This window comes from Streptomyces deccanensis (assembly GCF_022385335.1).
GTDB lineage: Bacteria > Actinomycetota > Actinomycetes > Streptomycetales > Streptomycetaceae > Streptomyces > Streptomyces deccanensis.
This window is the reverse complement of sequence record NZ_CP092431.1, coordinates 565,047-581,963: the sequence shown is the minus strand read 5'-3', so window position 1 is coordinate 581,963 and position 16,917 is coordinate 565,047. Positions and strand designations below refer to the sequence as shown.

The 16,917-nt window shown below is 72.1% G+C and carries 16 protein-coding genes; 5 read left to right on the top strand and 11 right to left on the bottom strand.

Annotated elements, in window-relative coordinates:
- Positions 1-64: 64 nt before the first annotated feature.
- Complete coding sequence (locus L3078_RS02655; protein WP_239750384.1) at positions 65-1,207, bottom strand: aminoglycoside phosphotransferase family protein; 1,143 nt, start codon at positions 1,205-1,207, stop codon at positions 65-67.
- A gap of 236 nt (positions 1,208-1,443) precedes the next feature.
- On the opposite strand from L3078_RS02655, the gene L3078_RS02650 reads away from it, so the two are divergent.
- Positions 1,444-2,955, top strand: a complete 1,512-nt coding sequence (locus L3078_RS02650) for a DNA-binding protein NsdB (protein ID WP_239750383.1) — start codon at positions 1,444-1,446, stop codon at positions 2,953-2,955.
- Positions 2,956-2,990: 35 nt separating this feature from the next.
- On the opposite strand, the gene L3078_RS02645 is transcribed toward L3078_RS02650, so the two are convergent.
- Positions 2,991-4,421, bottom strand: a complete 1,431-nt coding sequence (locus tag L3078_RS02645; protein ID WP_239750382.1) for a PP2C family protein-serine/threonine phosphatase — start codon at positions 4,419-4,421, stop codon at positions 2,991-2,993.
- A gap of 376 nt (positions 4,422-4,797) precedes the next feature.
- Between L3078_RS02645 and L3078_RS02640 the strand changes: the two genes are divergently transcribed.
- Positions 4,798-5,211, top strand: a complete 414-nt coding sequence (locus tag L3078_RS02640; protein WP_239750381.1) for an SsgA family sporulation/cell division regulator — start codon at positions 4,798-4,800, stop codon at positions 5,209-5,211.
- Positions 5,212-5,252: 41 nt separating this feature from the next.
- Here L3078_RS02640 and L3078_RS02635 read toward each other — a convergent pair whose 3' ends face one another.
- The 3 genes from L3078_RS02635 to L3078_RS02625 all read right to left on the bottom strand — a co-directional run bounded on the left by L3078_RS02635 (position 5,253) and on the right by L3078_RS02625 (position 8,868).
- Entirely contained in the window at positions 5,253-6,359 is a 1,107-nt protein-coding gene (locus tag L3078_RS02635; protein ID WP_239750379.1) for a baeRF3 domain-containing protein, read from the bottom strand.
- Positions 6,360-6,521: 162 nt separating this feature from the next.
- A complete protein-coding gene (locus L3078_RS02630; RefSeq protein ID WP_239750377.1) occupies positions 6,522-7,052 on the bottom strand; it encodes a DUF4232 domain-containing protein in 531 nt (176 codons plus the stop codon).
- Between the two features lie 124 nt (positions 7,053-7,176).
- Positions 7,177-8,868, bottom strand: coding sequence for an alpha/beta hydrolase (locus tag L3078_RS02625; protein WP_239750376.1), 1,692 nt, complete (start codon positions 8,866-8,868; stop codon positions 7,177-7,179).
- 349 nt (positions 8,869-9,217) lie between these two features.
- Here L3078_RS02625 and L3078_RS02620 point away from each other — a divergent pair, with 349 nt between their 5' ends.
- Entirely contained in the window at positions 9,218-10,066 is an 849-nt protein-coding gene (locus L3078_RS02620) for a GNAT family N-acetyltransferase (RefSeq protein WP_239750375.1), read from the top strand.
- Here the strand turns inward: L3078_RS02620 and L3078_RS02615 are convergent.
- On the bottom strand, positions 10,044-11,174 hold the full coding sequence (locus tag L3078_RS02615) for an acyltransferase family protein (protein ID WP_239750374.1): 1,131 nt from the start codon (positions 11,172-11,174) through the stop codon (positions 10,044-10,046). The genes L3078_RS02620 and L3078_RS02615 overlap by 23 nt on opposite strands.
- 255 nt (positions 11,175-11,429) lie before the next feature.
- Here L3078_RS02615 and L3078_RS02610 point away from each other — a divergent pair, with 255 nt between their 5' ends.
- A complete protein-coding gene (locus L3078_RS02610; protein ID WP_239750373.1) occupies positions 11,430-12,224 on the top strand; it encodes a GNAT family N-acetyltransferase in 795 nt (264 codons plus the stop codon).
- 7 nt (positions 12,225-12,231) lie between these two features.
- Here L3078_RS02610 and L3078_RS02605 read toward each other — a convergent pair whose 3' ends face one another.
- The 4 genes from L3078_RS02605 to L3078_RS02590 all read right to left on the bottom strand — a co-directional run bounded on the left by L3078_RS02605 (position 12,232) and on the right by L3078_RS02590 (position 15,412).
- Positions 12,232-13,110, bottom strand: a complete 879-nt coding sequence (locus L3078_RS02605; protein ID WP_239750372.1) for a GNAT family N-acetyltransferase — start codon at positions 13,108-13,110, stop codon at positions 12,232-12,234.
- A 119-nt stretch (positions 13,111-13,229) separates the two neighbouring features.
- The gene (locus L3078_RS02600) at positions 13,230-13,493 is read right to left on the bottom strand and encodes a GlsB/YeaQ/YmgE family stress response membrane protein (protein ID WP_239750367.1); all 264 of its coding nucleotides are present in this window, start codon (positions 13,491-13,493) and stop codon (positions 13,230-13,232) included.
- A gap of 159 nt (positions 13,494-13,652) precedes the next feature.
- A complete protein-coding gene (locus L3078_RS02595; RefSeq protein ID WP_239750365.1) occupies positions 13,653-14,192 on the bottom strand; it encodes a nucleoside/nucleotide kinase family protein in 540 nt (179 codons plus the stop codon).
- Entirely contained in the window at positions 14,192-15,412 is a 1,221-nt protein-coding gene (locus tag L3078_RS02590) for an aminoglycoside phosphotransferase family protein (RefSeq protein ID WP_239750364.1), read from the bottom strand. The genes L3078_RS02595 and L3078_RS02590 overlap by 1 nt, the downstream gene beginning before the upstream one ends.
- 88 nt (positions 15,413-15,500) lie before the next feature.
- Between L3078_RS02590 and L3078_RS02585 the strand changes: the two genes are divergently transcribed.
- A complete protein-coding gene (locus tag L3078_RS02585) occupies positions 15,501-16,289 on the top strand; it encodes an ArsR/SmtB family transcription factor (RefSeq protein ID WP_239750363.1) in 789 nt (262 codons plus the stop codon).
- A gap of 44 nt (positions 16,290-16,333) precedes the next feature.
- Here L3078_RS02585 and L3078_RS02580 read toward each other — a convergent pair whose 3' ends face one another.
- Positions 16,334-16,783, bottom strand: a complete 450-nt coding sequence (locus tag L3078_RS02580) for an SPW repeat protein (protein ID WP_239750362.1) — start codon at positions 16,781-16,783, stop codon at positions 16,334-16,336.
- Between the last annotated feature and the right edge of the window lie 134 nt (positions 16,784-16,917).

Here is a 16,917-nt window from a genome sequence, read left to right as displayed (position 1 = left end):
CCCGGTCATGACGAAGGCCCGCGGTGCGCCCTTGCGCAGGCACACCGCGGACCTTCGTATCCCCTCAGCGAGTACCGACCGCCGCCCGTACGGCCTTGCGGGCCAGCTGGCAGTCGTCGTGCAGCCGCCTGAGCAGCAGCCGCTGTTCCTCGCCGGACGGCGCAGCAGCCGGATGGGCCTGAGCCGGTGCCGCCGGGGTCGCGTCGTGCATCGAACGCTGCACGGCCGTCTCGTAGGTACGGATCTCGCGGGTCAGCACGAGCATCAGGTTCACCAGGAACGCGTCCCGGGAGGCCGGGCCCGCCGACTGCGCCAGCTGACTGATCTGCCGCCGCGCCACCGGGGCGTCCCCGAGCACCGCCCACAGCGTCGCCAGGTCGTACCCCGGCAGGTACCAGCCCGCGTGCTCCCAGTCCACCAGCACTGGACCGGCCGGTGAGAGCAGGATGTTCGACAGGAGGGCGTCGCCGTGACAGAACTGGCCCATGCCCTGACGGCCCGACGCGTGCGCGATGCCGTGCAGCAGCTTCTGCAGATCGCCCATGTCCCGGTCGGTGAGCAGACCCAGCTCATGGAAGCGGGAGATCCGCTCCGCGTAGTCCAGCGGGGCGTCGAACGTCCCCGCCGGCGGCCGCCACGCGTTCAGCCGGCAGATCGCGCCGAGCGCCGTCCGGATGTCGGCGCGCGGCGGCGCCTCCACCGGATGCCGCTGCAGAGCGGCCACCCGGCCCGGCATCCGCTCGATGACCAGGGTGCAGTTGTCCGGGTCCGCCGCGATCAGCCTCGGCGCCCGCACGGGTGGGCGGTGCCGGACGAACGAGCGGTATGCGGCTATTTCGTGCCGGGACCGCTCCTCCCAGATGGGCGAATGATCCAGTAAACACTTCGCGACGGCCGTACTGCGCCCTGTCGTACCGACGAGCAGCACCGAGCGGCCGCTGCGGCGCAGCACCTGGACCGGAGTGAACTCCGGACAGATGCGGTGCACCGAGGCGATCGCCGTGCGCAACTGCGCGCCCTGGGGGCCGGACAAGTCGAGTCTCCCGCTGAGCGGTTGGGTGCCGAGCCCCGGCACGCGCCGCGTCCGGCCGCCGCCCAGCATCGGGGCCGCCGTACGCGTGGGGTCGAGGTAGGGGCCGCCGCTGCCCGGCTGGCGGGGGTGCAGCGACCGGGGAGGAGCGGACACGGAGGACGATGCTGCGTACATGGGGGAAGACAGATCCCTTCGTGTGCCGGCGAGGTCACGCGCCACCCGCCCCGGCCGTACCGGGGACACCCTGGGGAGTGCCCGTCGGGGCGACCGGGTCGGGGTGGCGCTTTCCTACCTGACACCGGATGGGCCCTGGCACACCATCTAGCGCACCCTGGCGAAGCCTGGCGAATAGTCCCCGAGCAACTGACAGCGGGCTACATTCAACTCAGCCGAGAACCTGGGGGCTTGACGTGAGCGGACAACCCAATACCCGACTCGGGGACCTGTTCGGCCTGGCCGGCTGGTCCAAGGGAGAGCTCGCGAGGCTGGTCAACCGGCAGGCGGCGGCCATGGGCCACCCCCAGCTGGCGACCGACACCTCACGGGTACGGCGGTGGATCGACATGGGAGAGATCCCGCGCGATCCCGTGCCACGGGTGCTGGCGGCGCTGTTCACCGAGCGTCTCGGCCGTGTCGTGACCATCGAGGACCTCGGTCTGGTCCGGCACGGGCGTACGGGGAAACGGCAGGGCGGCGGGAGTGTGGAACATCCCGACGGTGTGCCGTGGGCGCCCGAACGGACTGCCGCGGTCCTCACCGAATTCACGGGAATGGACCTCATGCTCAACCGACGCGGCTTGGTGGGTGCGGGCGTCGCGCTCACCGCGGGATCCGCACTCAGCAGCGCCATGCACGACTGGCTGCACACCGATCCGGCCCTCGCGGCCGACGCCCCCGACCTCGACCACCCCCTGCACGCCGACCCCGCTGGGTTCGACCGTTACGAGGCCGCCCCCATCGGGTCGCAGGAGATCGAGGAACTGGAGCGCTCGGTCGAGGTGTTCCGGGCCTGGGACGCGGCCCGCGGCGGCGGGCTGCAGCGCAAGGCTGTCGTGGGACAGCTCAACGAGGTGGGAGGCATGCTCTCCTACCGCCACCCCGAACATCTCCAGCGGCGCCTGTGGGGCGTCGCCGCCAACCTCGCCGTCCTCGCCGGCTGGATGTCGCACGACATCGGCCTCGAACCCACCGCCCAGAAGTACTTCATCATCGCCGCCCACGCCGCCCGGGAGGGCGGTGACCGGCCCCGCGCCGGCGAGGCCCTGTCCCGGGCGGCCCGACAACTGGTGCACCTCGGCAAGCCCGACGAGGCGCTCGACCTGATGAAGCTCGCCCAGTCCGGCTCCGGCGACCAGGTCCTGCCGCGCACCAAGGCCATGCTCCACACCGTCGAGGCCTGGGCGCAGGCCTCCCTGGGCAAGGGCCAGGCCATGCGCCGCACCCTGGGCCAGGCCGAGGACCTGTTCGTCTCCGACCGCGGGGACGTGCCGCCGCCGAGCTGGATGCAGATGTTCAACGAGGCGGATCTGTACGGCATGCAGGCCCTGGCCTACCGCACCCTCGCGGAGCACGAACCGGCCGCGGCCCAGCACGCCCGGCACTACGCGGAGAAGGCGCTGGACCTCAGGACGAACGCCCAGGGGAGGTCGCAGATCTTCGACTACCTGTCGATGGCCTCGGCCTGCTTCATCGGCGACGACCCGGAACAGGCCAGCGGGTACGCCCGGCTGGCGCTGGCGTCGATGGGCTCCAACTCCTCGCACCGCACCTGGGACCGGCTGCGTGAGATGTACCGGCTCACCGGTCAGTACTCCAGCTATCCGAAGATCCAGGATCTGCGGGAGGAGATCAAGCTCGCCCTGCCAAAGCCCCAGCCGAAGGCCACGCTGCCGAAGAACAGGGGCGACATCGCCCCGGCGTGACCGCGCGGGGCCCGCTTCTCAGGAGCTGACCCGCCTCAGGAGCTGACCCGGGCGACGAGCACACACGCGTCGTCCGTACGCTCCCTCTCGCCGAACTCCTCCACCACTGTCCGCACACATTCCTGGGCCGTCCGCGCCTCGCCGAAGCGTGGGGCCAGGTCCAACAGCCGCTGGACGGCTGCCTCTCCGCCCCGCCGGGGCACCAGCCCGTCGGTGTGCAGGAGCAGCAGATCGCCCTGTTCGAGCGTCACTTCGGCCTGCCCGTAGACGGCACCCGAGGTCGCTCCGAGCAGGACGCCGTCCGGCGGGGGCAGCACGCGCCCCGTCCCGTCGCGGAACAGCAGCGGGGCGGGGTGCCCGGCCTGCGCCCAGACGAGGGTGCGGGTCTCCGGCCGGTAGCGGCAGCAGACCGCGCTGCCGAGCGCCGGCTGCACGGTGGCGTCCAGTAACTGGTTGAGGCAGGCCATCAGCCGGCCCGGATCGGTGCCCGACATCGCCATACCGCGCAGCGCGCCGATCAGCATCGCCATGCCCGAGGTGACGGTGACGCCGTGTCCGGTGAGGTCGCCGACGCTCAACAGGCTCTCACCGCCCGGTAGTTCGAGGGCGTCGTACCAGTCGCCGCCGATCAGCGCGCTGGTCGAGCAGGGCAGGTAGTGGGCGGCCAGGTCCAGGCTGGCGGGCCCCTGCTGCGGGAGCCGCAGGGGGCCGCGCCACGGTGGCAGCACGGCCTCCTGCAGCTCGACCGCGAGCCGGTGCTCGGTCTGCGCGATGTGCCGCTGACGGTGCAGCGAGTCACGGGTCTCGCTCACCGCCCGCTGGCTGCGCCGCAGTTCGCTGACGTCCCGCAGGACGGCCCACATGGAGGCCGTACCGCCGTCGTCGTCGAGCACGGGCTCGCCCATCATGTGCACGGTGCGCACCCCGCCGTCGGGGAGCACGATCCGGAACTCCCCGTCGATGCGTTGGGCGTCGATGAGGCAGTCCGTGACCATCGCCGTCAGGTGGGGACGGTCCTCGTCGAGGACCAGCGACGGCAGTTCGTCCAGGGTGAGCGGCGGGGCGGCGGGGTCGCGGCCGAGGATCTGGAACAGTTCGCCGGACCAGCTCGCCTCGTCCGTCAGGAGGTTCCACTCGGCGCTGCCGACCCGGCTGAGCAGCGACTCGCGCCGGGGGGCCGGGGGCGGCGCGACCGGGAGGCCGGCCGGGGGCCCGGGGGCGGGCGGCGGGGCCGGCCCGTCCCGAAGCTGGGCCAAGTGGCCGTCCAGGTCCTGCAGTTGATGCAGGGCCAGGTCGTAGAGCGCCCGCTGCCAGCGGATCTCGGGATCGGCCTCGTCGGCGGGCGCGTCGCGTCGTACGGCGTCCATGTCGCCCCGTAGCCGTCGCGTCTGCGAGATGAGCGCGTCGACCGTGCCGCGTCGGGGCGGCTGGGCGGCGGGACGATCCGCAGAGAGAGGGGACGGCATCACGTACTCCGATGGGGGACGGTACGACCAACGCTGACGTAAGGGCCGATTACGACTGTTGCACAGCCCTCGACGCGCTGTAAGGGATTTGGCAAGACGCGATGCGGCGGTGCTTCTGGCATATGCCACCGTCCTCGCCGACGGGGTCCACCGTCGCGGGTCGATGCGCGTCCCGAGGGTCCAAGTCGTAGGAATAGTACGTGACTTGGCGGACCGTCGACCGCGCCCATCTCTCTTTCATTCCCCTGTTCGAGGGGCATATGTGCGAGCGCTTCGGTAAGTCGCTGAGTGACATGGGTCACAGCGATGAATCCAGGAGGCCGCCTGCTGCGAAACCTCTCGGCAGGAAGAGCTTCATCCGAAACGGAGACCGTTCATGACCGTCACGCTGGAACAGCCCGCCCGCGCGCTCCTCGTCACCGACGAGGACCGGGAGGTCCCGGTGCCCGCGAGCCTGCGCTATTCCTCCGACGATCCGCTGGCCGTGCACCTCGACTTCCCGGCCGACATCTCACTGAACGGTTCCATGGTGACCTGGACGTTCTCCCGTGGACTGCTGGAGGAGGGCGTACGGATCCCCGCGGGCGCCGGCGACGTGCACATCCGGCCCAGCGGCCGGTTCCGCACGGTGGTGGAGCTGCACTCCCCGTACGGCATGGCCCTGCTCCGGTTCGAGAAGGCGGCACTCCAGCGCTTCCTGCTGCGCAGCTACGCCGTCGTCGCCGCCGGGAGCGAGGAGGTGGGCCCCGCGCTCGACCGGGGCCTGACGTCCCTCCTGCGGGGTGTCTGACCTTGCTCCCGGCGACGCGGGACGCGAGGCCGGGGCGCGGCTCAGTAGCGCAGCACGCCCGCGATGCCCCGCGCGTCGCCGAGCATGCCGTCGGGGACGAAGCGGACCTCGGCGCCGGTGTCCAGGCACCGCTCGACGATCTCGTCCACGATGTCCTCACGGACGTCGAGGTCACCGCTCTCGGCCGGCACGAGATGCGCGCCGCCGCTGCCGCCGTCCGCGCGGACGGCCGTCCGGAAGTTCTCCTCGACGGCAAGGAGCTGGATCCGGCCCTCCTGGGCGTTCTGCCGGACCTCGTCGACCCCCGCGGCGAACGTCTTGTGGCCGCGCGCCGCTTCGAGCCGTCGCGCCACCGTGTCGGCGTTCCTGCGGTCCTCGGCGGCGACCACCGGTCCGACCGCCTGCCACACGGCCTCCGGGGTGCCGTGCGCGAGACCGCCGTGCGGGATGTGGGTGGCGTCCCTGGTGACCGTGCCGATCTCGTCGAGCAGGGACAGCGCGGCCGTCTCTCCGGTGACGTACAGGGGCCGCCGCCGGGTGCGCAGCAGTCGGGCCAGCGCGGAGTCGGCCTCGCGCAGGAAGTGCCGGGTGTCCTCGTCGCGGAAGGTGGACGGCAGATCGCCGATCCGTTCCACCCGCTCGGCGTCGAAGTTGTCGCGGTCCCTGGTCATCGGGAACCCGCCGCCGCGGGCCTCGGTGACACGGTCGCCGCCGCCGCTCCACAGGGTGACCCGGTCGGGGGAGACCGCGAGCACCCAGAACGACCGCTCGGCGGCGTGCGCGGCCACCAGGTTCCGGGTGAGGAAGGTGTCCGAGAGCACCACACGCTCCGGCACCGGCCGGGTCAGCGACCAGACCTGGTGCTCACCGGGCGCGGCGAAGATGACCAGTCCGTCCTCGGCGTGTGTCAGATCGACCTCGGCCAGCGCCCGGTCCAACTGCTCCACGACGTCGTTGCGCCGCTCCCGGGTGACGGCGGGATCGTGCTCCAGCCGTTTCTTCGCCTCGGCCACGACATTGCGCAGCCGGACCGGGTCCTGGGCGTTCTCGGGCTCCCGGCGGTGCGTCGGCGTCAGCACCGAGACCGCGGGGTAGGGCCGTGGACGGCGCAGTTCGATGAGGGTCGCGGGAGAGAGGGCTTGCTCCATCTCTTCACGATAGGACTGATTCACGCATCGGGCATTTGGGGTAATCGGGTCGCCTGTGAGGGCTTCCCGGCGGGGCTGCCGGGTACGGCGAACGAGCCCGCCGGCGCGCACCAATAAGGGTGCGCGTCGACGGGCTCATCGGTGCGGTGGCCGGCGCGGGGGTCAGCCGACTTCCTTCTTCAGCGCCTTGTCGGCGGCGGCCTTCGACGGCTTCCACCAGGTCGTCACCGGCTCCCAGACCTTGACCTTCTGGCCGGCGCCCAGCTGCTTCAGGGTGAAAGTGCGGCCGTAGAGGTTGGGGTTGGCCGACACCGTGACCGTGGTGACGCGACGCGCCTCGGGGTCCTTGAGATCGGCGATCGTGCGGACCGCGGCGTACACCGTCTTCCCGGCGCCGACCTTGTACGGGCCGCTCTCGCCCGACGGCACGTGCTGGGCCGCTCCGTCGAGGTCGCCGAAGGTGACGACGGGGAGGCGGTCGATCGTGCAGGTGCGGGTGCCGGTGTTCTTGACGCTGATGTGCACGATCCGCTTGTCCTTCGCCTGCTTGGCCCCGAGCTTCAGGACCTTCGACTTGCAGACCGGGGTCTTGGCCGCGGGCTGGGCGGCGAGACCCTGGGGAGCGGCGGTGAGCAGAAGGGCGGCGCCTGCGGTGGCCACGGTGGAGACGGTGAGCAAGGAACGGATACGCATCGGTGGAATCCCCCAGTTTCAGTCACATACGGGTGCGGCACGCGCAAACGTGACGTCTGCCCAGTGTGACGAGCGGGATGCGTCCGGGGTTGTACCGGATGCGCCCGTGTTGCACGCCTGATGCTCAATCGTCGACTCCGCAGGAACTTCCGTCGTCGGGCAGCGTCCCGAACAGCAGGAAGTCGTCGACCTTGTCGTGCACGCACTTCGACGACCCGTACCCGGTGTGCCCCTTGCCCTTGTTGTCGAGGACGACCGCCGAGGAGCCGAGCCGCTTCGCCGTCTCCACGGTCCAGCGGTACGGGGTGGCCGGGTCGCCCCGGGTGCCCACGAGCAGCATCTTCGGGGTGTCGACGTTCCGCACCTCCTCGCGGATGAAGTCGGTGCCCGCGGGGCGGCCGTAGCACATCAGGACCTGGGTGAGCCGGTACCGGCCGAACACGGGGGAGGCGTCCTCGTAGGCGGCGCGCAGGGCCCCCAGATTGTCGGTGATCTTCCTGGCGGTGGGCCGGTCGGGGTCGTCGGCGCAGTTGATCGCCATCAGCGCGGCGGGGAGGTTGTCCGGCGGGATCTCCTCGATGTCGACCAGGCCCTCGTGCGGGGTCGGACTGCCGGAGGGGGTGGGGTCGGGAGGCTCGTGCGGTCGGGCCGGTGGCGGGGCGAGGTAGGGACGAGCCGGTGGCGAGGCGAGGTACGGGCGGGCGGGCGCCGAGGTGCGGTACGGGGTGGCGGGCGGGGCGAAGCCGCCGCCGGTGAGGGCCATGACGCCCCGGGTGTCCCCGTCGTGGACGAGCATGTTGAGCGCCTGGGTGAGCATGGGCCACAGCTGCTCGCTGTAGAGGGCGTGGCCGATGGCGCCCACCAGGTCCTGGCCCGTGAAGTCCTGTCCGAAGTCCGAGGGCACGGGGTACTCGTCCAGCGAGTCGACCAGCGCCACGACCTGCTCACGGGCCGAGCGGGCGTCCTGCCCGAACGGACACGTCAGCTCCTCGGTGCAGGCGTCGAGGTAGTCCTCCAGCGCGGTCTGCTGGCCCTGGGCGGCCACCAGATTCTGTTCGGTCAGCGGCTCGCTCAGGGTGTCCACCCCGTCGAGGGCCATCCGGCCCACCTTCTCGGGGAACTCCGCCGCGTACACCGCGCCCAGGCGGGTGCCGTAGGAGAAGCCGAGGTAGTTGAGCTTCTTGTCGCCGAGGGCGGCGCGCATCACGTCGAGGTCGCGGGCGGCGTCGCGGGTGCCTATGTGCCGCAGCACGGGGCCGGAGTTCTCCCGGCACTCGGCGGCCGCCCGCCGCAGCCGTTCGAGCGCGACCTTCGGGGCGTCGGAGTCCTCGCCGCCGTCGGTCGCCTCCAGAGCCTCGTCGGTGCCGTCGCCGCAGCTGACCGGGGAGGAGCGGCCCACGCCGCGCGGGTCGAAGGAGACGACGTCGTAGGCCTTGGTGAGGTCCATGAAGTCCTTGCCGCCGTAGGCGAGTTCGGGTACTCCCGGGCCGCCGGGGCCGCCGAAGTTCAGCAGCAGCGAGCCGCGGGAGTCGCCGGTGGCCCGGTAGCGGGCCAGCGCCAGGTCGAGGGTGCCGGCCTGCGGACGGGCGTAGTCGAGCGGCACGGTGACCTTGCCGCAGCGCAGATCCCGGGGCATCTCCATGCCCTCGCACCTCGACCACTTGATCTTCTGGTCGTAGAAGCGGCTCAGGTCGGGCCGGCCGTCGTCCTTGTCGTCGTCGGCGCCCGCCGCCAGGGCGGGCAGCCCGGCCCCCAGCAGGGCGAGCACCGTGACCGCGGCTCCGGTGAGAGGGCGCCGTCTGTGCGTGGACCGCATGCGTGCCTCCAGGGAAGCCCGGCCAGGGCGGCCGGGGACGACCCCCGGATCACCATAGGCGGCCCCTCGGGGCCACGCCTCCCGGCGGGCGGGCCGCCCGGAGGTGCCGTACTCTGCGCCGCCCGGGGCCCGCACCGGTGGCGCGGGGAACCGCGGCGGCCACGGCCGGCGCGTAGCCCGTACGCGTGAACCGGGACGTCGGAGCGGCCCGTAGCGCCGCGAGGTCGGCCGTTTCCGGCGTCGCGGGCGTGATCGGGCTTCGGCGAGGATGCTGCGGGGCGCGGCCGACCACCGTGCCCGCGGTCGCACGGCGGCCGCGCACTCGCGACCTCAGCGAAGGAGCGCAGAGATGACCTCTCCGGGCCATCAGGACCTCGTCGTCACCCGGGCCACGCTCGACGACTGGGCGGTGGTCGCCCGGTGGGCGGGAGACGAGGGCTGGAACCCGGGCCTCTCGGACCCGGCGTGCTTCTTCGCGCAGGACCCCGAGGGCTTCTTCATCGGCCGGCTCGACGGGGAGCCGGTCTCCTCCGTCTCCGTCGTCACCTACGGCGACGACTACGCCTTCCTCGGCTTCTACCTGGTCCGCCCGGACCTACGAGGCCAGGGCCACGGCCTCGCGACCTGGAAGGCCGCGCTCGCCCACGCCGGCGACCGCACCGTGGGCCTCGACGGAGTGGTGGCGCAGCAGGACAACTACCGCCAGTCCGGCTTCGAGCCCGCCCACCGCACCTTCCGGTACTCCGGCGTGGTGCCGGAGGCCGTCGTGCCCGCCGACGTCCGGTCCGTCGACGACGCCGGGCTCCTCGCGGCGTACGACAGGGCCTGCCATCCGGCCGACCGACCCCGCTTCCTGGAGCACTGGCTGACCGCCGACGGACACCGGGCCCTCGCGCGGATCGTCGACGGGCGGCTCACCGGCTACGGCGTCATCCGGCCCGGCAGGGACGCCCTGCGCATCGGTCCCCTGTTCGCCGACACCGCCGCCGACGCCCGCGCGCTGTTCGCGGGCCTGGCCGCCGAGGCCGCGGGCCGTGAGCTGGCCGTCGACGTGCCGGAGCCGAACACGGACGCCGTGGCGCTGGTCGAGGAGTACGGGCTGACGCCGTCCTTCGAGACGGCCCGCATGTACACCGGCCCGATCCGGCCGTACGCGGCGGAGCGCGTCTTCGGGGTCACGACTCTGGAGCTCGGCTAGCGGAGGCAGCTCGGTCCGGGGCTGGGGCTCGCTCGGGGGCCTTGCGGAAGGCCCACTCCATGCGGGGCTCGACGACACAGCGGAGCGCGGCCCGTACGGGGGAGGTGCACAGCAGGGTGATGCCGCCGATCGCCACGGCCGTGACCGCGAGTTCCCCGAGCGGGGTGTGCAGCCACTCGACGGCGTACCAGTCCCGGAAACGCGCCCACTTGATCACGAAGCCGTGCAGCAGATAGCCGTACATCGTGCCCGCGCCCAGGGCCGTGAACCACAGCTGCCGGCGCGGCACCCAGGCCAGGAAGCAGGCCGTCAGCAGCACCGCCAGACAGAACAGGGCGGGCGTGGTCAGCAGGCCGGCCCAGCGGGTCACGCCCTGGCCGGTGACGCTGCCCCGGTGGTAGAACCAGCCCGCGTCGAACCACGGGGCCACCCAGTAGGCCACCACGAGCGCCCCGATACCGACCGGGAGCAGCGACAGCCGTGCCCGGCGGGTGCGCAGCCGTTCGAAGTGGGCGGGGCGCAGGGTCAGTCCCAGCACGAAGAACGGCAGGAAGCCCAGCACCCGCTGGATGGAGACGTCGCCGCCGAGATCCGGCGAGACCGCCGCCAGCGTCGCCAGGCCCAGCGCGACCGGCAGCGGGTGACGCAGCATCAGCCACAGCGGCGTGGTCAGCCGCCAGATGAAGAGCGCGACCAGGAACCACATCACGTACCAGGGGTCCAGCAGGCTCAGCGGATAGCCCCAGTCGTCCTCGGCCCACCGGTAGAAGAACGTGTACGCCGTCTCGAACACGACGTACGGCAGGGCCACGCCCGTCAGCAGCCGCTTCAGCCGGCCGGGCGCCATGTCGAAGCTCCGCGAGAAGTACCCGGAGATCAGGGCGAAGGCCGGCATGTGGAACGCGTAGACCGTCAGGTACGCCGCTGTCACGGTCCGGCTGCCGTACGTCAGCGGCTCCCACGCGTGTCCGCAGGCCACCAGGACGATGGTGAGGTACTTCGCGTTGTCGAAGTACGGGTCCCGCGAGGTCCGCCTCGCCCGGGGCCGCTCCCCGTCGGGTGGCGCGGCGGGGGCGGGGCGGGTGTGCTGCACCACGTCTTCGGGCATCGGTGAGAGGTCTCCGGACGACGACTACTGAACCCGGACCGCCTGCCCCGTCCCGCCGGTCTCAGTCACCCTCGACGGCATCGTCGACACATGTGGCGTGGAATCGCCGACGCGGCCCCCGCACCCGCCGACGCGGCCCCCGCACCCGTCGGCTCGGCTCCCGCACCCGCCCGGCGTCGGTGCCCGCACCCCGAGCGGTGGGAAAACGGGCGAATTCCGTTGCCAGGGTGAACGACTGATGATGGAGTGAGCACCATGGATCACGCTGCTGTGCTGGCACTGTTCGACCGGGACATGCGAGAGGGGGCCCGCCCCGACGGGCCCGGAGCCCGGATCGAGCGGGTGGGCGGGGTGGTGCGCCAGGTCGGTTCCGAGCAGGGTTGGAGCGGCGTCGTCTGGTCCGATCTGGACGAGGCGGGCGCCGACGCGGCGATCGCCGAGCAGATCCGGTACTTCTCCGATCTCGGACGCGACTTCGAGTGGAAGCTGTACGGCCACGATCTCCCCGTCGACCTGGGGCACCGACTGCGCGCGGCCGGTTTCACGGCCGCCCCGGAGGAGACGCTGATGGTCGCCGAGGTCGCTGACCTCACCCTCGACGTCGAGCCGCCCGAGGGTGTCCGGATCCTGCCGGTCACCGACCGCGCGGGTGTGGACCTGGTGGCCGACGTCCATGAGAAGGCCTTCGGCACCGACAGCTCCCGGATGCGCCACCAGCTCCTGGCCCAGCTCACCGGCGACACCGAGACGGTCGTGGCCGTCGTGGCGCTCGCCGGGGACGTACCGGTGAGCGCCGCCCGGATGGAGCTGCTGCCCGGCACCCGTTTCGCCGGACTGTGGGGCGGCGGCACCGTCGAGGGCTGGCGCGGCCGGGGCGTCTACCGGGCCCTGGTCGCCCACCGCGCCCGTGTCGCGGCCGACCGCGGCTACCGCTACGTCCAGGTCGACGCACTGGCCCGCAGCCGTCCGATCCTGGCCCGCCTCGGTTTCGAGCCGCTCACGACGACCACGCCGTACGAGTACGCGGTGGGGAGCGCGGCGGCGGCCTGACCGCCGGTCACAGGTCGAGCTGGTACTCGATCGCGGTGTGCGTGGGCCGGTAGCCGAGCAGGTCGTTGACCCGCCGCATGGGGAGGTTGTCCTCGGCGGTGTCGGTGAGCAGAGCCAGGTCCGGGGCCAGATCGCGGGCGTGCCGGATCGCCTCCGCCTTCATCCGCAGCCCCAGACCGTGGCCCCGGTGCTCGGGCAGCACGGCCGTACCGTAGTGCTGGCCCTCGCCCTTGCCGTCGCCCGGCAGGACCAGCTCCGAGAAGCCGACGATCGTGCCGCTCGCCGTGTGGACGGCGGCCACGGTGTGCAGCGTGTCGCCACGCCGCGCGATGGCCTCGGCGGCCGCCACGACCCGCTCGACGTCCCAGACGACCGTGCCGTAGTCGGTGTCGCCCATCGGCATGTCGTCCATCGCGCGGCGTGAGGCGGCGTAGGTGCGGGCGAGCTCCGGCGGCACGACGCCCGTCCAGCGGGTCAAGTGGTAGCCGGGGCAAGGCAGTTCGAGGATCCGGGTGACGTGCTCCGGGTCGGTCCCGGCGAGGTCGAGCCGGGCGTGCAGCAGCGACAGCACCCGGCGGAAGCCGCGTGCCGCGAGGAACGCGTCGCCGGGGGAGCCCAGGTCGGCCTGGGCGATGACCGCGCGGCGCCGCTCGTCCCGCGCCGAGGAGATCGCCGCGTCGAGCAGCGCGGTGCCGGTCCCCCGCCGCCGCTCGGCCGGGTGCACGCGGACGTCCAGCTCCGCGAGATGGGTCTGCCCCTCCTTGGTGAACAGCCGCAGGAAGGCCGAACCGGTGGGTGTGCCGTCCTCCCCGGACGCCAGCCAGGCCAGCCGACGGCTCGACGGGGTGACGGCGGGGTCGGTGAGAGGGGTGACACGAGGTGGCAACGGGGCTCCGGAAGCGTAGAGGGGCGAACGGCGGCGCCCGGCGACGCTAGCCGCCGGGCGCGATCACCCGCAACGCGTTTCCGGACGCGCGTGGGCGCCCGCCGTCGCTCCCGGGCCGCTCAGCGGCGGGCCCGCGTACGGTCCAGTGCCACGATGCCCAGGGCCGCCAGGGCGATCTGGATGAGCCACTCGATCCAGTCGACACCGCCGGTGTCGGCCACGCCGATCCCCGCGGCGAGCGCGCTGCCGATCAGCGCGGCGACGATGCCCACGAGGATCGTCAGCAGGATGCCGATGCGTTGCCGGCCCGGTACGACGAGCCGGCCGAGCACGCCTATGACAATGCCGATGACGATGGCACTGATGATGCCGTCGATCTCCATCTGAACTCCGCCCCTTGTCGTCGGGATATCCGCAACCATGCGAGTGCCCTTCGAACGCGAGTGCAGTCCGTTTCCGTTTCACCTTCTTCACGGGCCCGCCACCTGTCCGGTGCCGGCGCCCCGTCCGGTGTCCGCGCCCCTTGCCGCGCCCGCCACCGGTCAGGCGTCCGGTATCCAGCCCGTGACGGCGAGCACCTCCGCGGCGATGTCCACGACCGTGCGCCCGTCGGTCGCGACGCGCACGGTGTCCGTCGGCGCCCGTTCGTCCAGCAGCCGTGCCTTGCGCGCACTGCCGGTCAGCTCCCGCTCCAGCTCGGATCCGATCTCCCGGCCCCGCAGCCGCCGCTCGGTCGTCTCGTCGGAGGCGGTCAGGAGCACCCGTACGATCCGGACGTCGGCGCCCATGGCCCGCCGGAACGTGCCCTCGATCTCGGCGAGCACGCTCAGGGTGTTGGTGTAGACGAGCCGCCGGTACCCGAGGGCCGCGTAATTGCCCCACACGGCGGTGAGATTGCGCTCGGCGATCGCCACACGGTGCGGATCGCCCGCAGGCGCCGGGTGCACCTGCCCCATGAAGTCGCCCTCGATGACGGCGTGCGCGACCTCGGCGGCCCGCAGCCGGTCGGAGATCTCCCAGCCCACCGTCGACTTGCCGACCCCGGCCCGGCCCCCGATGAGCAGGACCTCGGCACGATCCATCAGCCCGCCACCTCCGCGGAGCCCAGGGTCGGGTGGGTCGCGCAGTGCAGGGCCCTGCGGATCACCGCCGCCGGGTCGCCCTCGTGGTACGGCCGTTCCGAAAGCTCGATGCCGTCGAGGAACTCCTGGTAGCGCACGGCGTACGCGAGGTGCGCCAGCGGCTCGGCCAGGGTGAGCGCTCGGGCGGGGTCGCTCTGCGGGACGTGGGTCCTCCAGGCGTCGACCCAGACCCGGACGGCCGTGGGGCGTACCGCCTCGGGGAGAAAGTCGTACAGACGCAGACAGTCGAGCACCGGGTCGCCCCAGTGGGCGTCGGCGAAGTCCACGACGACCGGTGGCCTGCCGTCGCTGCGCCAGTTGCCCGGGTGGAAGTCGGCGTGCACCAGCGTGTCGGGGAGGCCGCACCGCGCGAGTTCGTCCCAGCGGCCCGTCAACTCCCGTGCCCTGTCCCGCTCCTGTGCGGTGATGTCGAGGTCGGCCCGGCCGTCGAGCAGGTCACGCGTCAGCCCGCCCAGGACCGGAGAACGGCGGTCCCGTAGTCCGGGCGGCCGCCGACCGGCCAGGGCGGCCTGCGCGGCGACCATGCGGCGCACCCCCGACTCGACCGTCGCGGAGTCGGCCGCCCAGCAGTCCTCGCCGGCAATGTGCTCCAGCAGCATCCGCCGCTCGTCGGCGGCGAGCACCGTGGGGACGAGTTGGGCGTCCACCCGGGCGAACGCGGCGATGACGGCGGCCTCGTCCGAGGCGAAGCGCGGGGTCGCCTTGAGCCAGACAGGGCCTCGCGCGGTGGGCAGCCGGAAGAGGCCGGCCAGGTTCCAGGTCCGCCGCTGCTCGACCGGTCCCGTCACGGGCCGCCCCAGCGCGGCCAGGGTCCGCGAGGCCCAGTCGAGCAGTTCCCGCAGCCCGTCGGCGCGTGCCCAAGGGGAGCGGAGGGCGTCGTCCGTGTCCCACCGGGCGCGATCGACGGAGCGTCGCTCCAGCCTTCCGGGTGCGGGCGGCGCCGACGCCTCCACGTGGTACGTCACATGCCCGTCGCGCCCGCCCTCCCCGCCCTCGACGTCCAGCAGCCGCAGCACGAACACGCTCACCCCGAGTGCGCGCTCCAGCCGCTCCACGACGGGCCCGGCCTCGGCCCACCACGGAACGTCGACGGGGAACGGGCCGGTGACGCCGAGGAAGTCCGCACCCGAGGTCACCCATGCGCTGAAAGTCCGACTCACGGCGACAGTGTGGGGCCGACCTTCGACGATTGACATGCAGGTAATTACCTGCATAACGTGGAGTGTGCGATCGGAGAGTGAGCCGGGGATGGACAAGGTCTTCAAGGCGCTGGCCGACGAGACCCGCAGGCGGCTGCTGGACCGGCTGCACGAGCACAACGGGCAGACGCTGGGCGAGCTGTGCGCGCGGATCGAGATGGCGCGGCAGTCGGTGTCGCAGCACCTGGCCGTCCTGGAGGCCGCCAACCTGGTCAGCACGGTGCGGCGGGGGCGGGAGAAGCTGCATTACCTCAATCCGGTCCCCCTCCACGAGATGCAGGAGCGGTGGATCGACAAGTTCGAGCGCCCCCGGCTGAGAGCGCTCGATGCCGTGCGACGACGAGCCGAGGAAGCCATGACCGACAAGCCGACCTTCGTGTACGTCACCTACATCGCGAGCACACCCGAGAAGGTCTGGGAGGCGTTGACCAGCGCCGACCTGACCGCCGACTACTGGGGACACCGCAACGAGTCGGACTGGCGGCAGGGTTCGCGCTGGGCCCACGTCCGCACCGATGGCTCCGGTGTCGAGGACGTCGTCGGCACGGTCGTGGTGAGCGAGCCCCCGACCCGCCTGGTCACCACCTGGGCGTCGCCGGAGAACGAGGGCAGGACGGAGACGTACTCGCGGGTCACCTTCCGCATCGAGCCGCACGCCGACATCGTGCGGCTCACCGTGACCCATGAGGACCTGGAGGGCGAGGGGGCGCTCGCCGAGGTGTCCTTCGGCTGGCCCGCGGTGCTGTCCAACCTCAAGTCCCTGCTGGAGACCGGTCGTGTGCTGCCGCAGGAGCCGTGGGAGGTGCCGCGCGCGAACGGCGACGGCCGATCCGCCTGAGCGGATCGGCCGCCGTTACCCCTCGCGGGCGTTCCTGGTCACACCTACGGTGTGAGGCCCCCACGGGTGCCGCCCTTGGTCGCGGCGCCGGCGCACATCGCTCCCAGCAGCAGGGCCAGGCAGCCGATGATGATGTTGTTGACCACGACACCGGCGTCCGGGCTCTCGCCCACGATCCACGGCGCGATGATCATCCACACGCCCAGTGCGCACATGGCCCAGCTCAGGCCGTACATCCTCTCCGGTGCGGCGGTGAAGCCGAGGGCCAGCAGGCCGATCGCGATGCCCACGATGAGGTTGTGGGTCACCAGAGCGGGCTGGCTCGTCGTGTAGTGGAGTATCCACGGGGACACGGCGCAGTACAGACCGAGCAGGAACACCGGTCCGTCCACGAGCGCCACGTCGCGACCACCGAGCATGCGGGCGTAACGAGCCTGCATTTCGGGTGCGTCGGGGTGACTGGAGATGTCACTCCTGTGTGAGACGTTGGCCATGAGTCGACTCCTTTGAACTCCGCAGGCCTGACCGCGTCTGGTGGGGTATGCGGTAAGCGCCGCGTACGTTCATTCTGCGCTTATTTTGCCTTTATGTGTAGTGGTCGCCGAGGGTGGAAGCGCGCCTGGTTCCG

Coding starts and splice junctions, on each gene's coding strand:
- L3078_RS02580 (WP_239750362.1), bottom strand. CDS start 16,783: ATGGCCAACGTCTCACACAGGAGTGACATCTCCAGTCACCCCGACGCA.
- L3078_RS02585 (WP_239750363.1), top strand. CDS start 15,501: ATGGACAAGGTCTTCAAGGCGCTGGCCGACGAGACCCGCAGGCGGCTG.
- L3078_RS02640 (WP_239750381.1), top strand. CDS start 4,798: ATGACCGTCACGCTGGAACAGCCCGCCCGCGCGCTCCTCGTCACCGAC.
- L3078_RS02620 (WP_239750375.1), top strand. CDS start 9,218: ATGACCTCTCCGGGCCATCAGGACCTCGTCGTCACCCGGGCCACGCTC.
- L3078_RS02625 (WP_239750376.1), bottom strand. CDS start 8,868: ATGCGGTCCACGCACAGACGGCGCCCTCTCACCGGAGCCGCGGTCACG.
- L3078_RS02600 (WP_239750367.1), bottom strand. CDS start 13,493: ATGGAGATCGACGGCATCATCAGTGCCATCGTCATCGGCATTGTCATA.
- L3078_RS02630 (WP_239750377.1), bottom strand. CDS start 7,052: ATGCGTATCCGTTCCTTGCTCACCGTCTCCACCGTGGCCACCGCAGGC.
- L3078_RS02635 (WP_239750379.1), bottom strand. CDS start 6,359: ATGGAGCAAGCCCTCTCTCCCGCGACCCTCATCGAACTGCGCCGTCCA.
- L3078_RS02655 (WP_239750384.1), bottom strand. CDS start 1,207: ATGTACGCAGCATCGTCCTCCGTGTCCGCTCCTCCCCGGTCGCTGCAC.
- L3078_RS02645 (WP_239750382.1), bottom strand. CDS start 4,421: ATGCCGTCCCCTCTCTCTGCGGATCGTCCCGCCGCCCAGCCGCCCCGA.
- L3078_RS02610 (WP_239750373.1), top strand. CDS start 11,430: ATGGATCACGCTGCTGTGCTGGCACTGTTCGACCGGGACATGCGAGAG.
- L3078_RS02595 (WP_239750365.1), bottom strand. CDS start 14,192: ATGGATCGTGCCGAGGTCCTGCTCATCGGGGGCCGGGCCGGGGTCGGC.
- L3078_RS02615 (WP_239750374.1), bottom strand. CDS start 11,174: ATGCCCGAAGACGTGGTGCAGCACACCCGCCCCGCCCCCGCCGCGCCA.